This is a genomic window from Paenibacillus taihuensis (genome assembly GCF_003386535.1).
In the GTDB taxonomy this organism is placed as follows: Bacteria; Bacillota; Bacilli; order Paenibacillales; family Paenibacillaceae; genus Paenibacillus_Z; species Paenibacillus_Z taihuensis.
Window position 1 is genome coordinate 93,407 of sequence record NZ_QTTN01000008.1, and the last position, 17,282, is coordinate 110,688.

A 17,282-nucleotide genomic window follows, 5' to 3' on the forward strand; every position below is an offset into this window, starting at 1 on the left:
GTTCTTTGGCGAAAAAGCAAGAATTATGCCGACAAAAAGCGATACTGCGCTTCAATGAGTCCGTTGTACGTACCTTGCTCCCGAATCAGCTCATCATGGCTGCCTTGCTCAACAATTTGACCATGATCCAGCACGACGATACGGTCTGCATTACGAATTGTGGAGAGACGATGCGCGACGATGAAGGACGTGCGGCCCTTCAACAGCTTCTTCAGCGCCTCCTGAATCTTCAGCTCGGTCTCCGTATCGATGCTCGCAGTCGCCTCATCGAGGATGAGTACTCGCGGATCTGCGAGGAGTGCCCGCGCGAAGGAAAGCAATTGACGCTGACCCATCGAGAGGCTGTTACCGCGCTCCTGCACCTCAGTGTCGTAGCCATCAGGCAGGCTCATAATGAAATCATGCGCATCAACTGCTGTCGCTGCCTTCACAATTTCATCGTCCGTTGCATTAAGCCGGCCGAACCGAATATTTTCACGAATCGTACCTGAGAAAATAAACGTATCCTGCAGCACGACGCCGACCTGCGAACGCAAGCTCTCAATCGAAACATTGCGGATATCAATGCCGTCGATGCGTACTGCGCCATGAACCGGATCATAGAACCGGCAGAGCAGGTTCATAATCGTACTTTTACCAGAGCCGGTGTGGCCGACAAGGGCGATCGTTTGGCCTGCCTGCACATCAAGGCTGATGCCCCGAAGCGCCGGTCTGCCCTTCTCATATTCGAACACAATAGAATCAAAGTTGACATCCCCGCGAATTCGTGGCAGCTCGATCGCATCCACCTGCTCGCCAACCGTCGGCTTCTCATCGATGAATTCGAAGATCCGCTCGGACGACGCCATCGCGATAAGCAGCTGCGCGTACATTTGGCCCAGACGGTTGATCGGGTCCCAGAAGTTGCCGATATAGTTCGCGAAGCCGACGAGGACGCCGACCGTAATCTCATCGGCTTGGATGAGATGCGCGCCGTACCAGAACAGAATGAGCGTGCCTACTGCAGAGGTAACCTCTATTATTGGGCCGAACATTTGGTTCATTGCCGAAGCTTTGTTCCACGCCTTAATGTTCGTGCTGTTGATGTTAGTGAAGAAGCTGAAGTTCGCTTTCTCTTGCGTATACGCTTGTGTAACGCGCATTCCTTGAATGCTTTCGTTCAAGTGCGCGTTAATCCGCGACTGCTTCATCCGAACGTCCTGCCAAGCGAAACGAATCCGTCTGCGCAATGCAGTCGAGACGACGAACATGAGCGGAACCGTGATCATAATCGCAAGACCGAGCTTCCAATTCCACAGAAGCAGGATGATGACGATACCGACGAGCTGAATGCAGTCCATCAGCAAGTTGACGACACCGTTCGTGAATAGATCCTGCAGCGCGTTAACGTCGTTCGTTACGCGGACGAGTACGGAACCTGCCGGGCGCTTATCGAAGAAACGGAACGATAGCTTCTGGATATGCTTGAACAAATCCGCCCGCAAATCATAAATGACCTGCTGGCCAATCATATTCGTGTACTTAATCCGGTACGTGTTGGCTGCCCACTGAATAATATAGAGGGTAAGCATGAGCCCAGCATACAGATACAGCTTCGTATAGCTTGGATCTGCGCCCTTTGGCTGAATCGCATGGTCGATTGCCATAATGATAAGTGCCGGGATTGCCAGCCTCGTAAGCGTGCCGAGCACCATCGTGATGATGATGACCGGCAGCAATTGCTTACGGTAAGGCTTCATATAAGAGAACAGCCTCGTTACTTGCGCCCAGTTAAACGGTTTCTCGATCGCATCGTCATCCTTGTAGATGAACCGTTCGTGGCTTGCGCGCGGCTGCCCTTTCTGCTGCTGCTCGCTCAATGTGCAAACCTTCTTTCTACTTGCAAATTCGTACTTGCATCCTTCGGACGGTCTGCATATTGAATGTTGTACGTATCGAGATATGGACCTTCCTGCGCAATGAGCTGCTCGTGCTGACCGCGCTGCACGACATTCCCTTTATCGAGGACGAGAATCTCGTCCGCATGACGGAGCGAAGAAATTCTGTGCGCAATAATGAACGTTGTGCGCCCTGCCATCAGCTCGCTGAAGCCTGCTTGAATCTCGTGCTCTGTCTCCATATCGACGGCGCTTGTTGCATCGTCAAGGATAAGAATGCGCGGATTCTTGATCAGCGCGCGAGCAATGGCTATCCGCTGCTTCTGACCGCCCGAGAGACCCATCCCCCGTTCGCCGACGATCGTGTCGTAGCCTTCCGGCAGCTCCATGATGAAGTCATGCGCTTTGGCAAGCTTCGCCGCTTTAATAATTTCGTCCATCGAGACATTCTTCATTGCATATGCAATGTTGTCTCTGATCGAGCAGGAGAACAGGAAAGTCTCCTGGAACACGGTCGCGATCTGTGACCGAAGACTTTCGATCGAAATGTTGCGGATATCTGTGCCATCAAGCGTAATTGAACCAGTCTTGACGTTATAAGCACGCATCAGCAGCTGAATGATCGTCGATTTTCCTGAGCCTGTAGCCCCAAGCAGACCGATGACCATCCCCGGCTTCGCATCCAGGTTAACGTCTGTGATAGCCGGAGCTTTATCTGCAAAGTTGAACGTGACATTGTTGAACTCAACATGGCCTTTAACGTTCTTCTCGTCAAGGACGATAGGCGATTCAACGTCTTTCACGTGTACATATTCATTCAACAGCTCAACGAGGCGTTCGCCGGATGCTTTCGACTGCGTAAAGTTGTTGATGAGGAAGCCCATGGACCACATTGGACCGATGATGTACCACAACATACTGAAAAATGCGACCATTTGCCCAAGCGTAATCGAGCCCCGAATGACGAGCGTACCGCCTGCAATGAGCAGAATAACGGCACAAAGCGATGAGAGAAGCTCCATGACTGGAAAATATTTGCCCCAAAGTCCAGACGCTGCGATCTGATTCTTTTTGTACGAGTCGCTGCGTGTCGAAAATTTATCCATCTCGAACGATTCGCGGGCGAAGGACTTTACAGTTCTAACGCCGGTAATGTTCTCTTGCACGGCCGTTGTCAGATGGCTCATCGCTTGGCGCATTTCGCGGAATGCCGGGTGGATGAGCCTCTCGAACTTCAGCGCGACGAACACGAGAACAGGCATCGTAATGAGTGTAATGAGTGTCAGCTGCCAGTGAATGGATAACATCATGCTGGCGCCAAAGACAACCATGAGCACCATGTTGAAAATTTGCGCAAAGCCGAAGCCGATGAAGTTGCGGACTGCTTCCAAATCTGCCGTGAGACGGGACATCAGGTCACCGGTCTTCGCCGTGTCATAGTACTGGAAGGATAGCGATTGCAATTTCGTGTAGCATGCGTTGCGCAGCCGGAATGCGACCCGGTTTCCAAGCCGTCCGCCGAAGAAACCGCTTAAGAATTGAAGACAGCCTTTAAGTGTTACGACCCCTACTACAGCTAGCGAAAGTTTTGGTACGAGTGCAAAATCTCTTGGCTTGATGACATCGTCGATCAGAATCCGCAATAAATTCGGATACACGAGCCCCAGCGCAGTTGCGCAGATCAAACAGAAGATCGATGCAAACAAGTTCTTCCGTTCAACCCAATAAAACTCTTTTAGTTGCCTAAAGACGTCCAATGGGTAACCCACTCCCTACAGTGTTTTGCTTTTTTTTGTGAATATGAGTGAATATTAACAGCATGAGTCCGGTACGGCAAACAGGGTGCTGGGGCATATAGTTGACAATTTTCGCTTTCTCTTCCATCTCGATCAAAAGTAAGGGGGTATTCTCCTAAATCGTCACAAATCACCTGAAATGGTCCATAATGCTCCGTTTTTGCACATTTGCCCCCGTTTTTGCATGATTTCATTATGTAAAAATAAAGAAGCTTATACACATGAAAAGAAGCTTAGACAAAAGGAAAAGAAGCTTACACGCGAATAATTCGATTCGCTTGTGTAAGCTTCTTTTCTGTTTATTTATGCAAATGTGAGAATCCGCTCGTGAAAAAGCTAAGTGTAACAGCCAATTTAAATAGCTAACCTGCTAAGCCAACCAGCTCAAAAGTGTTAGATCGCTTGCAGTTCCGCATAGATGCTGCGAAGCTCTTCAAGGTTCGCATTATCCGACAGCGAGCTCAGCTTGCCTTCGCAGAAGGAGGAAATGTCTTGCTGCAGCGCAGAAGCGCAATTGTTCATGGCTTGCTGCCACAGCTGAGCATAACGCTCGCTCCAATCCGCCTCTGCTTCGCTGATCCAGCTTTGCAGCGGCGCTGCCAGCTCGTTCTCGAGCAAGGCGCGAAGCGCCGGCTTGCCTTCCCCTTCGAAGAAGTGGCGCGGCGACTTGAATTTGCTCCACAAGAGCTTCGTGTCGATCGACTTCGCAGTCCAGGCAGCACGCTCATCCGGAGTCGCAATCTCAAGCGGCTTGAAGCCGGATGGTGTGAACCCCGGAAGCAGCTGCGCCGCTTCTTCTGCCGTATCTGCAGCTTTCTTGGCCGCAAGCTTATTGAGTGCATTATCGAGACGCAGCGACGTCGCTTCAAGCTCCTGTGCGAGCTCGATTTGCAGCAGGCGCTGCAGTTCAAGCCAGCAAGTCAGCATCGCCTTCTTCAAATCCCGGCCATCGTCTTGCAGCACGGACGGGTTGAACGCGAAGTTATAATGATCGCCGAAACGTAGCTGCACGCGCTGCAGGACGTAGAAGAGCAATTCCTTCAGCTCCTGCTGCAGCTGCGGATTGTTCGGCGATTCGCCAAGCGCTGCGGCAAGTAGCCGAGCTTCATTAGCGTTTGCTTGCAGAGCGGCGCGCGCCTGCTCGCGGGATGCAGCGTCGCCCGAAGCGGCCTCTAGCCAGTTCGCAATCGTGCGGCGGGCACGCTCGAGCTCTTGCTCAGCGGAGCTTACTGCGAGAGCGCCGAGATCATTTTGAGTGAAGCTGAGGAACGACGCTTCAAACGCGCTAATGCCGGATGATGCGATGAGTGCCGCATTGCCGCTTTGTTTGCCGTCCAGCGCCTGCAGGCTGGAAATCGGGAACATCCGCGGGAAGCGAATGCCGTGCTGCTGCAGATTGCGCTCTACGTGAGCAAGAACATCGTCGCGTTCCTGATCGCTTGCGGCAAGATCGGCCGCATTGACGATAAAGAACATTTTATCAAGCTCGAATTGGTCCTTCACGCGGCCCAGCTGCATCAGGAACTGGCGGTCCGCTTGCGAGAACGCATGGTTATAGTAAGTAACGAACAGAATCGCGTCCGCATTCTTAATGTAGTTGAAGGCAACGCCTGTATGCCTTGCGTTCACCGAATCCGCCCCTGGCGTATCAACAAGGACGATGCCTTGCGCCGTCAGTGGGTTTCGGTGGTGCAGCTCGATCTCGCTGACGAAGCAGGAGCGCGACTCATCCGCAACATAGCTGCAGTACTCTTCGCCGTTCACTGCAAGCTTCTGACCGAGGAACGCTTCATGAGCAGCCCAGCCTCTGGCAGCTGCCTTCAAGAAGCTGTAATGCGGTCTGCCTCCAGCATGCACTTGCTCCGGCGTCAGCTTCACAATTGCGGCAAGCAATGCTGCATCGCTAAGCTCATGGCCATCCTCGCCAAGCAGCTTGAGCGAATAACGAAGGTCATCCAGCATCGCTTCGCGCGATTTCATGAGCACCGTTGCGGTGCCGTGCGGATTGGCCTCCGTCGGCGGCACGATCCGGTTGACCGCGGCCGTCGTCGGGTTCGGCGACACCGGCAGAACGGATTCGCCGAGCAGCGCGTTCGCGAGCGATGATTTGCCCGCGCTGAATGCCCCGAACAGCGCGATCGTGAAGCGGCTGCTGCGCAGCCGCTCGGCTTTGTCGCGCATACCCGCGACTGTCGCGGCAAGCGCGGGTTGTGCCGCCAGCAGCGCGGCGGCACTGGCAAGCCGCTCCGCGGCTTGCCGCTGCGGCGCGAGCGCGTGCGGCGCCGCAGCGGCTGCGGTGTCGGCGAGGTCCTCCGCCGCCACCGCAGTAGCCGCTTCGCGGGCGTGCGCATCGCCGCCCGCGAGAGCGGCAGCCGAAGCGTCGGCGGCTTCGCCGCCCGCCGGCGCTTCGGCTGTGCCAGGGGCGCTTCGCGCCCCGCTGCCGAGAGCCGCTGGTTGCGGCTTCGGCAGCTCCGGCATTGGCGGCGCCGGCGGCAGCAGCGCCGCCAGCCGCGCGAGATGCGCAGCCGCGCGCTGCTCTAGCGCGGCCAGCTGCGCGAGCGCGCCGGCTTGCTGGGCAAGCTCGGCAAGCCGCGCGCGCAGCGGCGCAGCGGCAGCTTCGCCAGCAGCTGCGGCACGTTCACCAAGCGCATCGATCCATTCGAGCGCGCGCTTGCGGAACAGCCCTTTGACTTCCGCGGCTAGATCGCGGCTATAGGTCATCGTATATTCATTACCGAATACTGCGCCGGTATTAACGAGCTTTACAAGCAGGTCTGTCGTCAGCAAGCCTTCGAATTGACTTTTCAACTGCTGCTCAAGCGTCTCGTCGCGCCAGCCGATCTTATCGGCCGCTTTGCGCAGCACGTCAAGGACATGCCATTCGATTCCGGCGCGAACGCGATCGTCGAAATCCTCAAAGAACGCACGCTGGCGGCGCTCCTGTTCCGCTGCCGTTTTTGCACCAGCGAACAGCAGACCAGTCTTGAAGCCTGGCTTGCGGCTCTCGAGAAACGAATGTGCCAAATCCCGCGTAGCAGCAGGCGTTATATTCGCATTGTCCAAAACACCTTGAATATCAAGACGCAGCTTCGTCTTCAGACCTTCACTCTCCGCTTTGTAGACGCGAAGCTGCTCTTCCAAGCTCGCGATCTCTTCACGCAGTCGGTCTGCTTCGCCTTCGCCGCCCGCTTCTGCAAGTAGTCGCTCCCGTTCAGCCTCCGAAGCTTCTTCCAAGAACTTGCCGTGCATCCGGACGACATAACGAGCAGACGCATCTACACTGTTTACCGACAACGGTCCGCGAATGGATGCAAGCGACTCGAATAAGCCTTCAAGCGCGGACAGCTCGGAGTCCGGATGATCCGGCTCCCGAAGCGACAAGTAGATAATGCCGCTCGGCTCCAAGTGCCAGTTGCTGAACGCTTCGTCTACGCTTTGCTTATAGGCTTCGAAGGACAGCTCGCGCTCCCGGTGCTTATCAATCTGGTTCACGATCAGATAGAGCGGTTTTCCCCACTCCTTCAGTTGCTTCGCGAACGTAAAATTGATCTCCGATTGGACATGGTTATAATCCATGACATAAAAAACGACGTCAGCCAAATGGAGCGCCGATTCGGTCGCCATCCGGTGCGCGTCGTCCGTCGAGTCAATCCCCGGCGTGTCCAGCAGCACCGTATGGTTGCCAAGTCGCGGGATCGGATAGGACAAGGAGACGGATAGCACCGTTTCGCCGTCCTTGCAATACGCATTGACTTGATCAAGCGGTACTTCAATCGTTTGTTCAACGCCCGCGATCAGCTTCTTAATCGTTGCTTTCGCCTCGCCGTTCACGATGCTGACGACGTTCGCACTCGTTGGAATCGGACTCGATGGCAGCAGCTGAGTGCCGCAAAGCCGATTGACGAGCGTTGATTTCCCTGCTGAGAAGTGTCCGCAGAAAGCGACGGTCAGCTGACCGTTCCCCAGCTTTTCTTGCAGCTCCAGCAGTCTTGCCGCATCCGCTGTATCCCCTTGCTCCGCCATAATCGGCGCAATCTCTGCAAGCGAGCTGGTAAGCGTTTGAGCGGCTTTCTCAATCGTTTGGCTCATTTCTCTCTCTCCCCGTCTTCTTCCCATTCATCATGTCGTTATACGGAACGAAAGGACCACTGGAAGAACAAGCCTTTGCTAAGAGCAGCGTACTATCTTGACTGCTCCTAGCTAAGCTAGATCCCCTGTGACCCTTTAAGTTCTGCTTCTATATTTCTTAAACCAATTGAACAGCCGGTACGCAAATTTCAAATACTTCGCCGTGCTGGAGAATCGTAATGTTACGCTCTTTCTCCTTCATAACGACGCATTCCGGTTTCAATCTCATACGTTCAATATATTGCTCAGGCACGTCGCCTGCGCCACTTACGGTTACGCCTTCAACGATAATTTCTTCGTTCTCTTCAGGAGGATTCTCCATGATTTGCTCATAGATATCGGAAAATAGAGAAAAATCTTTCGTGTATACGGAGATGCATTTCATCGTTCAATCATCCTTCTCATTTTAAGTAGTTGTTGTGGTCCGCAATATTACTTAGCCTTTCGGTTTGAGGCAGGTTTCATACGTACTTTGCCTTCTTTGCAAAACTCTACCACCGGACAAACTTCGCACTGCGGGTTTTGCGCTTTGCAATGATACCTTCCGAAGAAAATAAGCCGATGATGGGTTTCGGTCCACAGCTCCCTGGGAACAAGCCGCATCAATTTCTTCTCAACTTCAAGCACGCTATCGTCAGCCTTGGCGAATCCAAGTCGTTTGGAAACACGCTCAACGTGAGTGTCAACTGCTATCGCTGGTACGCCAAAAGCGTTGGAGACGACGACGTTCGCTGTTTTACGGCCGACGCCAGGCAGCTTCGTTAGCTGCTCATGCTTCTCCGGCACTTCGCCGCCATGCTCATCGATCAGAATCTGGCATAATTTCTGGATAAACAGTGCTTTATTGCGGAATAGACCTATTCGCCTTATGTCGTGCTGCAGCTCTTCAAGCGGCACAGCTAGATAATCCGCTGGCGTCTTGTACTTCTCAAACAGATCTTTGGTTACTTTGTTGACCGTTTCATCCGTACACTGAGCGGACAACAGGACAGCGATTGTGAGCTCGAACGGATTGCGGTGATTGAGTTCACAATGGGCATCCGGAAACATTTCCCCCATGACGCGCAGAACATGATCCATTTTCTCTTTCGCCTTCAACCGATTACTCACTCCTATTCAACCATTGCCCTAAAGTGTAGCGAATATTGTCGTATTAATCAACCGCCAAGACCCATCAATATGACTCAGAAATTATATTTTGTACCTGTTTTCACAGAATTGCAAAAAAGAAGTCCCGGCCTTTCAGCCAGGACACGGATGAATGAATTATAGCTTCTCAATCTCGATAATCGAATTTTGATAGAGATAAATCACGATGGAATCGCCGTCGACTAACGAGCTGATCGGAATTACCGATCCAGCCTGCGTCACTTTCGTAGAAGCTGTCGCCATATACGTGTAGGCATCAGTCAAATTCACACGCTTCACAGCTAACTCACCTGTAACGGCGTTGTATTTCCAGAAGTTCTTGCTCACACCGCTATAAACGGTAACGATAACGCTATCCTGGATGTTCTTCTTCACGTCAACGCGGTCACCGACTGCAAGTACGGTAGAACTGCTGCTTGTCGTACCGTTCTTCAAAACCGAGAAGCCCGTTCCAAGCTGTACGTCTGAAGTAATGCCGTTATAGTCAATCACAGAGATATGGTCGGACGAAACTGCTGTAACACGTCCAGTTGTCACATTTACAAGTTTCACGTAAGCCACTGTTGTACCTACATAATTGAGGTTCACGGTCTGTCCCGATTTGAAACTTGCCAATGTCAGCTTATCTCCGTTTTCATTCACGAAATCCAGCGATGCAGCAGAGATGTCATACCCCAAGCCATCGCTTGTTCTCACACTAAGCTTTTTCGCCGTTGTATCAACAGCTGTAATTGTTGCTTGCTTAACGGTATGCAGCTGCAGCAATACAATTTTGTCTTGGTTTGCATTCAATACCGCTGTTACCGTATCGCCTGCTTTGATATCCGCAAGGGTAGCCGGGCTCTTGCCGTTCATTTCGACAGAACTAATAGTGTCCATCGGAAGTGTTACGGTCAGGCCATTCGACTGGGCAATCGTAATTTGCTTTGAATTTGTATTCACAGCCGCTGCAATACCGCTGTATTTGTATACGAACTGAATGAATACCGCTTGATCATTGGTATAACCGATCGTCAGCTTCTTGTTCTTGACAAGCAGCGAGGCCACTGCGCTTAGCGTAATCGGATTGCCGTTTGTTTCAAATCTTGTATCAGCTGTCAAATAAACAGAAACCAATGCTCCCTCGGATGATTTTAACAACAATGCTTTCAGATCAGCATCATAGCTTACAACCGTCGCTCCGCCAAGCACTTCAACCTTACGGTTAATGGCTTTGATCGCCACAACTTGATCTTGATCATTGAGCGTAATGTCGATTACATCTCCTTTGACCAGATCCTTGAGCGTTGTGCCCGTCAGTCCATCGATCGTAACATCGACTACAGGGGATACGAATTTCGATTCCGGTTTACCTGCGCCGGAAGTACTCAGGTAAGAGATGAGTTTGCCGTCGCTGCTTACTGTGTAGAATTCACCGCGAACTAGCTTAGCGGAAGTTTTCTGAATCGTCACTTTCGTAATAAGCGAGTTCTTCACTTCATAGGACACGACATCGCCAACTCGCAATGCGGATAAGCCGCCATCCAAAATTTGACCCTGCCACACGACATCGACTTGCGGGGACGCCTGATACATGGATGTCGTACCAGCAACGCTATCTTTCACCGTAATTGCCGGTTGTGTCGTATCAATGGCACTGATCGTTCCTTGACCGGTTTTGTTGATTGGCGCTGATTTCACTTTAATGGAAACCGCAATCGGCTTCGCACGATACGTATCCTGCGTAATTTCTACCTGACTGTCAGCGCCTAGGCTTGTTACGGATACGACATTGCCTGATCCGTCCGTCACTTGCGTTGCATTGCTGTATGTAATTGGTATCATGTCTTCGTTAGCCCAAATCCAAATCTTGTTTTCACTTGAAGAGACACGCTGAACCGAACCTGTTAAGGTGCTTACCTGAGCTTTATCATCCAATTGCTCCACGTAGAGCGGCTTCGTGCCATCTGCGATGACGAGCAGCTTCGTATTCGGCGTCAATTGGCTCACGGTTGCCGGCTTCTCTGAATCGAAGCGGTACACGTATGTATCAGGCGATAGAGCAACCGATGTATCTTTGTCGTTCGCGAACAGATTCAGAGTGCTTTCATTTGCTCCAGTCAGGATCGCTGTGTACTGGCCAGTGTAGTTCACCGGGAACTGCGCTTCCGCTCTGCTGAAGATCGTAGCGATCGATGCGCGTGTAATCAAGCCACGCGGATCGAACGTGTCTGCCGTAATGCCTTTAATGAGGCCAAGCGATACTGCAGCATTGATATAACCCGTATAACCGTCGTCAATTTTGCTCGCATCCTTGAATGTTACAGGGGAAGAGGACAGCTCGTCCGCAACCTTCTGTTTCTCGATCGCTTTCACAATCAGCTTCGTAATCCATTCGCGGGATGCTTTCTTGAGGCCCCACTCTGTACCCGGGTTTGCCTCCGCTTGCTTGAACTCTTCTGCTTGGTCTAGCAAGCCGAGCTGAAATGCAAGAACAACATAAGGTTTAAAATAAGTGCTGACATCAAAGCTTTCCGGGAAGACGATCGCATCATCTGCTTTTACGTTCTGCTCCTTGCCAATGAAACGAATCGCAAGCGCTATTGCTTCCTGCTGCGAGATGTTATCTGCCGGATTGAACTTACCGTTCGTACCTTTAATAATCCCTTGCATCGAGAGCTTCGCAATATGCTTCTCTGCCCAATGGCCAGCAGGGACATCACTGAATTTGGTAATGATCGGAGAAGCATCCGCATGCGCAAATGTGCTTCCGACTGCTGAGAATCCCGTAAGCAGCGAGAACACCATAATTGACGATACTGCTTTTACCCATTTCTTCTGTTGCGGCATCTCTGTAAGCTCCCTCTATTGTTTTGTAATTGGGTGATCCAAGTCCATATGCCCCATAAGACTGTCTACGGATTCGCCATCGACAAGCAGGTCAATGGAAGTTACGTCCTGGAACTGGAAATACGTCTTCTCGATCGCATCTAATGCGAGCATTTCGCCTGGCGCTCCAAGTCTGGCATCGTCCGGCAAATGAAGATCAAGCGTGATTGCTGTGCCGTCTTGCTTGACACTGAGCAGCTCAGCATGCTTCCAGAGCGAAGGCTCACCCTTGTCGCTGTCTTTCTTCATCGCAGCAAAAGCCGCTTCCAGCTTCTGTTTGCTGTCGCTGTACTCGATCTCAGTCTTCTGTTCATGCAAGTCCAGCATTTCGTCATCGGTATAGTAGAGCGAGATCTGCTCCTTCTTCACCTCAGGCTTAGGAGGCTCAGCTTCTTGGTTCACCGAGCTTGAATCTGTATTCGTTTCATTACTTGTGACTGCCGACTCGTTCGACGTTTGCTGATTCGCGGATCCCGCTTGTGTCGTCTGCTCCTGAGAGCTTGTATTCTGCACCTGCTGCTGGTCTTCCTGCTTGACACGGCTGCCGCAGGCACTGAGAGGGACGATCATCGTTGCAGCAATGAGAACGGATATTAAAGAAGTTGTGTAATGACGTTTCATCGGCATCCTCCTAGCTAGCTAAGCTTCAAATATTCTTTTATTCCTTTGACGATTTCAGCGGCGATACGATCCTGTTTCTCAGCATTAAACAGAACTGAACTATCATTCGAATTGGACAAGTATCCTGCCTCAAGAAGCACAGCCGGCATCGTTGTCGCTTTTACGACGCGGAATGGCTCTGTTCTTACACCGCGGTCCTTAAGCCCGGCACCTGCTATCAGGTGTTTATGAATGATGTTCGCGAACGCTTTGCTATAGTCATGATAGTAGTACGTCTCAGAACCGGTAGCGGATGCAGTTTCTGCTTTATTCGCGTGGAAAGAAATAAATAAGTCCGCTTTCATGTTGTTTGCATAAGCTGCTCGATCATCAAGTTCAATGAACGTATCATTGGATCTTGTCAAATATGGCTTAATTCTCGTTTCTTTGTCAAGGAGTGCCTTCACTTTCAATGTAATGGCCAAATTGTACTCTTTCTCATTGCGGCCGTTGACGCTGGAAGCACCAGGGTCCTTACCTCCGTGACCGGCATCGAGCACAACTTTATAAACGCGCGGACCAGATGGCGTATCTGGCGTAGTACCATCTCCTGTCGGCGGTGTAACTACAGGCGGAGGCCCCGTCTGTTCGAGCACATCAATTCGGATTGATCCCTCTTCCTTCACCACGTTGTAATTCGTCGGCGCCAGCAAATCGAGCACAATACGAACGGTGGAAGGCTTGTCCGAATAATAAGAGAAACGGACCTTCTGCAAAGTTGGATGCGAATCAACGAGAATTTCCCCGAGCTTCGAAGCGCTGTTCGTGAAGCCAGGTGCAAAATCAGGCGCAAAGTTCATATTCGGCAAATCAATGACGATACGTTCTGGACTGTGCAGCACTTCAGTATGTACATCGCCAAAATCACCGTCATACGGGAGAGAAATACTGCCAAGTCCATCATACTCAATGGATTTCAAGAGCGAAGTGGAACCTGCATTTGGATCCGTCGTTGATGGATCACTGCCAGACCCACCATTACCCGTATTACCGGAATCGCCGGTATTGCCAGAGCCATTCGAACCGCCATTGCCGCTACCACTTCCATTATCAGATGGCGCGCCAGGTGTGGATACATCCGCGTACAGATGTACAGAACGTGACAGCTTGTCCCAATAAACTTGTAACCCGAACTGTTCGCCAACGAATCTAAGGGGAACAAGTGTCGAGCCTGTGGAAATCATGGCAGGCTTCTCTAGCGGCGCTTCCTGACCATTCACGATCGCCGTTTTGTCGCCGATCGTAAGCAGCATGTTCGTATCGCCATTTGAGATCGTGACGATAGGCTTCTCCCAGGAAACATCAAATCCAAGACCTTCAGTTACCGTGCGAATAGGCACAAAAGTGGTATCGCCGACAATTTGCGGATTTGAGCCGCTTAGCAGCTGCTTGCCATTAAGATACAGCTTCGGCGACGCAGCTTCCGCAGCTCCGACTATAGCCGGAAACATAGAGATGAGGAACGACAACAACAGTACAGCGGTTACAAATTTCTTCATCTTTCACCTCGGTGTCTTTATTCGCTTATTTAGACGCAATATGGCAGAAAAAGTTGCGTTTTGAGGAAATTTGTAGTACTTCGGCATAAAAAAACAACTCCGGTATATCGATACCGGAGTTGTTCTTATAAATCCGCTTGTTTTACGCGAAACTGGCTTAGAATGCTACGCGGTTTGCTTCGTAAGCTGAAATCTTGTCTTCATGCTGTAGCGTAAGACCGATATCGTCAAGGCCGAGCAGCAAGAATTGGCGACGGTGCTCATCGAGATCGAAGGCGATGTTAATGTCAGCGCCATCCGTAATGGTTTTGCTCTCAAGATCAACAGTCAGCTTATAGCCTTCTGTCTTATTCGTGCGTTGGAACAAGTCTTCTACTTGCTCTTCGCTCAGACGAATTGGCAAAATGCCGTTCTTGAAGCAGTTGTTGTAGAAAATATCTGCGAACGATGGCGCGATTACGACTTTGAAGCCGTAGTCCATAATCGCCCATGGCGCATGCTCACGGGAAGAGCCGCAGCCGAAGTTTGCGCGGGAGATCAGCACTTCTGCACCTTGGTAACGCGGTTGATTCAGGCTGAAGCTGTCGATGACATTGCCTTTCTCGTCCCAGCGCCATTCGAAGAACAGGAATTGGCCAAAGCCGCTGCGCTCGATGCGCTTCAGAAATTGTTTAGGGATGATTGCGTCTGTATCTACGTTCACACGGTCTACCGGGGCTACAAGACCGGTCAGTTGTTTGAAAGCTTCCATGTTGATGAACTCCTCTCGAATCTATGAATTAGACTAGTTCAGAACTTCGGATTTGATTTTCCAATCGCGAACGTCTGTGAATTTACCCATAATTGCAGCAGCTGCAGCCATTGCCGGAGATACGAGGTGCGTACGTCCGCCGCGGCCTTGACGACCTTCGAAGTTACGGTTGGAAGTCGATGCGCAGCGTTGGCCTGGCTCAAGTACGTCAGGGTTCATCGCAAGGCACATGGAGCAACCAGCGTCACGCCATTCGAAGCCTGCTTCTGTGAAGATCTTATCAAGACCTTCCTTCTCTGCTTGCAGCTTAACGCGGCCAGAGCCCGGAACGACGATTGCTGTTACGCGGTCGCTGACTTGGTATCCGCGAGCAACTTCAGCAGCAGCGCGAAGGTCTTCGATACGGCCGTTTGTGCAAGAACCGATAAAGACATAGTCGATGTCGATTTCGCTCATAGGCGTACCTGGTGTAAGACCCATGTATTCAAGTGCTTTTTCAGCAGCTTTACGTTCATTTTCAGTTGGAAGCTCAGCTGGTACAGGTACATTTGCTGTGATGTCAGTACCCATGCCTGGGCTTGTGCCCCAAGTTACTTGCGGGATCAAAGAATCTACGTCGAAATCAACGACAGTATCGAATGCTGCGCCTTCGTCAGTATTCAGCTCTTTCCATGCTGCAACTGCACGATCGAACGCTTCGCCTTGCGGTGCGTATTCGCGGCCGCGGAGGTATTCGAATGTTGTTTCGTCCGGAGCGATAAGGCCTGCACGAGCACCTGCCTCGATGGACATGTTACATACTGTCATACGCTCTTCCATCGACAGGCTGCGGATTGCTTCGCCAGTGTATTCCATTACGTAGCCAGTACCGAAGTCTGTGCCGTACTTGGCGATAACGCCAAGGATCATGTCCTTTGCAGTTACGCCTGGTTTACGCTTACCGATGAAACGAACTTCCATCGTCTTCGCTTTCGATTGCTGCAAGCATTGCGTAGCAAGTACGTGCTCAACCTCGGAAGTACCGATGCCGAAAGCAAGTGCGCCGAACGCGCCGTGCGTGGACGTGTGGCTGTCGCCGCAAACGATTGTTTTGCCTGGGTGCGTAAGACCAAGCTCGGGACCCATAACGTGAACCACGCCTTGATCGATGCTGTCCAGGTCGAACAATGTTACGCCGAAGTCTTTACAGTTTTGCGTGAGCGTATCGATCTGTTGCTTGGAGATCGGATCGCTAATGTTGAAACGGTCTTTCGTCGGAACGTTGTGGTCCATCGTAGCAAAAGTCAGCTCAGGACGACGAACCGGGCGGCCTGTCATGCGAAGGCCTTCGAACGCTTGCGGCGAAGTTACTTCGTGTACAAGATGCAAATCAATATAGATAACACTTGGCTTGCCAGCTTCTGAATGGATGACGTGATTATCCCAAATTTTCTCAAACATCGTTCTTTTCGTCATATGAATTCACCTCATAAGTTCGTTTGGTTCATTTCGTAGTTTAATTCATCGTGTTTCGTTGAAGCAATCATAACATTTCATTCTTCATTGTTCTAAGATATAATATCTATAACAGCAATAGGTTAAACCTATTAGCGTAGTTACCATCCTAACTCAGTCATGGAGAGAAAATATATGGAATTTCGCCAGCTCCAATATGTCATTCAAATTGCCAAAGAGAAAAATTTCTCCAGAGCAGCCGAGAAGCTTCACATCGCGCAGCCTTCACTCAGCCAGCAGCTGTCGAAGCTGGAGAAAGAAATCGGCGTCCTATTGTTCCGCCGCACGACGAATTCCGTTGAACTTACGCACGCAGGCTCTGTCTTCGTGGAGAAAGCACAGAACATCCTGGATAATATCGAGCAGCTGAAACAAGAGCTCGATGACCTCGCCCATATGCGCAGAGGCAAACTCGTTGTCGGCAGCCTGTCCATTACCGGCTCCCACGTACTGCCGATCGTACTGCCGATTTTCGGTGAGCAATATCCCGAGATTGAGATTGTCCTTGTTGAGGACACCCCATCCAAGCTGGAGCAGCTTACTGCGAGCGGTCAAACCGACTTAAGCTTGCTCGCCCTCCCATTGTTCGAGCCATCGCTCGAGTGGGTGCCTATTATAGAAGAAGAAATTGTACTTGCCGTTCCTCCAGACCATCATTTGGCGAAGCTATCGGAGCCGATTCGAATCGAATCATTAAGGAACGAACCGTTCATCGTCCTTAAGAAAGGACAAGGCTTCCGGCAAAATGTGCTGGAAATCTGCGAAAATGCAGGCTTCGAGCCGCGAATCGTATTCGAGAGCACGAATATTGAAACGGTACAGTCCCTCGTTGCTGCCGGGATGGGCATCACTTTTATCCCGAAGATGATCACGCGTACGAGCGCGAATTCGCTCACGCCTGTATATCTGCCGCTCGCTCCGCCTACGCCTATTCGAACGCTTGTTATCGCAAGCCGTAAAGGCCGCTATCTGTCGAGAGCGGCCGAAGCTTTTATTGATACGATGAAGCTGACGACGGAGCAGCATTTTGGCAGCTAACAGCCTGTGCTGTTCGTTAGTA

Annotated in this window: 11 protein-coding genes; 1 reads left to right on the forward strand and 10 read right to left on the reverse strand. The window is 51.3% G+C overall.

What is annotated here, in order from left to right; genetic code table 11:
• Positions 1–23: 23 nt before the first annotated feature.
• The 10 genes from A8990_RS09055 to leuC form a co-directional block, all read right to left on the reverse strand.
• The gene (locus tag A8990_RS09055; RefSeq protein ID WP_116188693.1) at positions 24–1,859 is read right to left on the reverse strand and encodes an ABC transporter ATP-binding protein; all 1,836 of its coding nucleotides are present in this window, start codon (positions 1,857–1,859) and stop codon (positions 24–26) included.
• On the reverse strand, positions 1,856–3,634 hold the full coding sequence (locus tag A8990_RS09060) for an ABC transporter ATP-binding protein (RefSeq protein ID WP_116188694.1): 1,779 nt from the start codon (positions 3,632–3,634) through the stop codon (positions 1,856–1,858). Before A8990_RS09060 ends, A8990_RS09055 begins: the two co-directional genes overlap by 4 nt.
• 432 nt (positions 3,635–4,066) lie before the next feature.
• Entirely contained in the window at positions 4,067–7,762 is a 3,696-nt protein-coding gene (locus A8990_RS09065; RefSeq protein WP_116188695.1) for a dynamin family protein, read from the reverse strand.
• Between the two features lie 157 nt (positions 7,763–7,919).
• Positions 7,920–8,186, reverse strand: coding sequence for an NAD/NADP transhydrogenase alpha subunit (locus A8990_RS09070; protein WP_116188696.1), 267 nt, complete (start codon positions 8,184–8,186; stop codon positions 7,920–7,922).
• Between the two features lie 47 nt (positions 8,187–8,233).
• Positions 8,234–8,881 carry an endonuclease III gene (gene nth, locus A8990_RS09075; protein WP_116188806.1) on the reverse strand — a complete coding sequence of 216 codons (648 nt, stop codon included), beginning with the start codon at positions 8,879–8,881 and terminating at the stop codon, positions 8,234–8,236.
• Positions 8,882–9,067: 186 nt separating this feature from the next.
• Positions 9,068–11,779: an S-layer homology domain-containing protein gene (locus A8990_RS09080; protein WP_116188697.1), complete on the reverse strand. Its 2,712-nt coding sequence runs from the start codon at positions 11,777–11,779 to the stop codon at positions 9,068–9,070.
• 15 nt (positions 11,780–11,794) lie between these two features.
• Positions 11,795–12,439, reverse strand: a complete 645-nt coding sequence (locus A8990_RS09085) for a GerMN domain-containing protein (RefSeq protein ID WP_181909481.1) — start codon at positions 12,437–12,439, stop codon at positions 11,795–11,797.
• Positions 12,440–12,453: 14 nt separating this feature from the next.
• Positions 12,454–13,977, reverse strand: coding sequence for an N-acetylmuramoyl-L-alanine amidase (locus tag A8990_RS09090; protein WP_116188699.1), 1,524 nt, complete (start codon positions 13,975–13,977; stop codon positions 12,454–12,456).
• A gap of 157 nt (positions 13,978–14,134) precedes the next feature.
• On the reverse strand, positions 14,135–14,728 hold the full coding sequence (leuD, locus tag A8990_RS09095; RefSeq protein WP_116188700.1) for a 3-isopropylmalate dehydratase small subunit: 594 nt from the start codon (positions 14,726–14,728) through the stop codon (positions 14,135–14,137).
• 33 nt (positions 14,729–14,761) lie between these two features.
• Complete coding sequence (gene leuC, locus A8990_RS09100) at positions 14,762–16,183, reverse strand: 3-isopropylmalate dehydratase large subunit (RefSeq protein WP_116188701.1); 1,422 nt, start codon at positions 16,181–16,183, stop codon at positions 14,762–14,764.
• 174 nt (positions 16,184–16,357) lie between these two features.
• Between leuC and A8990_RS09105 the strand changes: the two genes are divergently transcribed.
• The gene (locus tag A8990_RS09105) at positions 16,358–17,260 is read left to right on the forward strand and encodes a LysR family transcriptional regulator (RefSeq protein WP_116188702.1); all 903 of its coding nucleotides are present in this window, start codon (positions 16,358–16,360) and stop codon (positions 17,258–17,260) included.
• The last annotated feature ends 22 nt before the right edge of the window (positions 17,261–17,282 follow it).

Coding starts and splice junctions, on each gene's coding strand:
- A8990_RS09105 (WP_116188702.1), top strand. CDS start 16,358: ATGGAATTTCGCCAGCTCCAATATGTCATTCAAATTGCCAAAGAGAAA.
- A8990_RS09085 (WP_181909481.1), bottom strand. CDS start 12,439: ATGAAACGTCATTACACAACTTCTTTAATATCCGTTCTCATTGCTGCA.
- A8990_RS09070 (WP_116188696.1), bottom strand. CDS start 8,186: ATGAAATGCATCTCCGTATACACGAAAGATTTTTCTCTATTTTCCGAT.
- A8990_RS09080 (WP_116188697.1), bottom strand. CDS start 11,779: ATGCCGCAACAGAAGAAATGGGTAAAAGCAGTATCGTCAATTATGGTG.
- nth (WP_116188806.1), bottom strand. CDS start 8,881: ATGGATCATGTTCTGCGCGTCATGGGGGAAATGTTTCCGGATGCCCAT.
- A8990_RS09090 (WP_116188699.1), bottom strand. CDS start 13,977: ATGAAGAAATTTGTAACCGCTGTACTGTTGTTGTCGTTCCTCATCTCT.
- leuC (WP_116188701.1), bottom strand. CDS start 16,183: ATGACGAAAAGAACGATGTTTGAGAAAATTTGGGATAATCACGTCATC.
- A8990_RS09065 (WP_116188695.1), bottom strand. CDS start 7,762: ATGAGCCAAACGATTGAGAAAGCCGCTCAAACGCTTACCAGCTCGCTT.
- leuD (WP_116188700.1), bottom strand. CDS start 14,728: ATGGAAGCTTTCAAACAACTGACCGGTCTTGTAGCCCCGGTAGACCGT.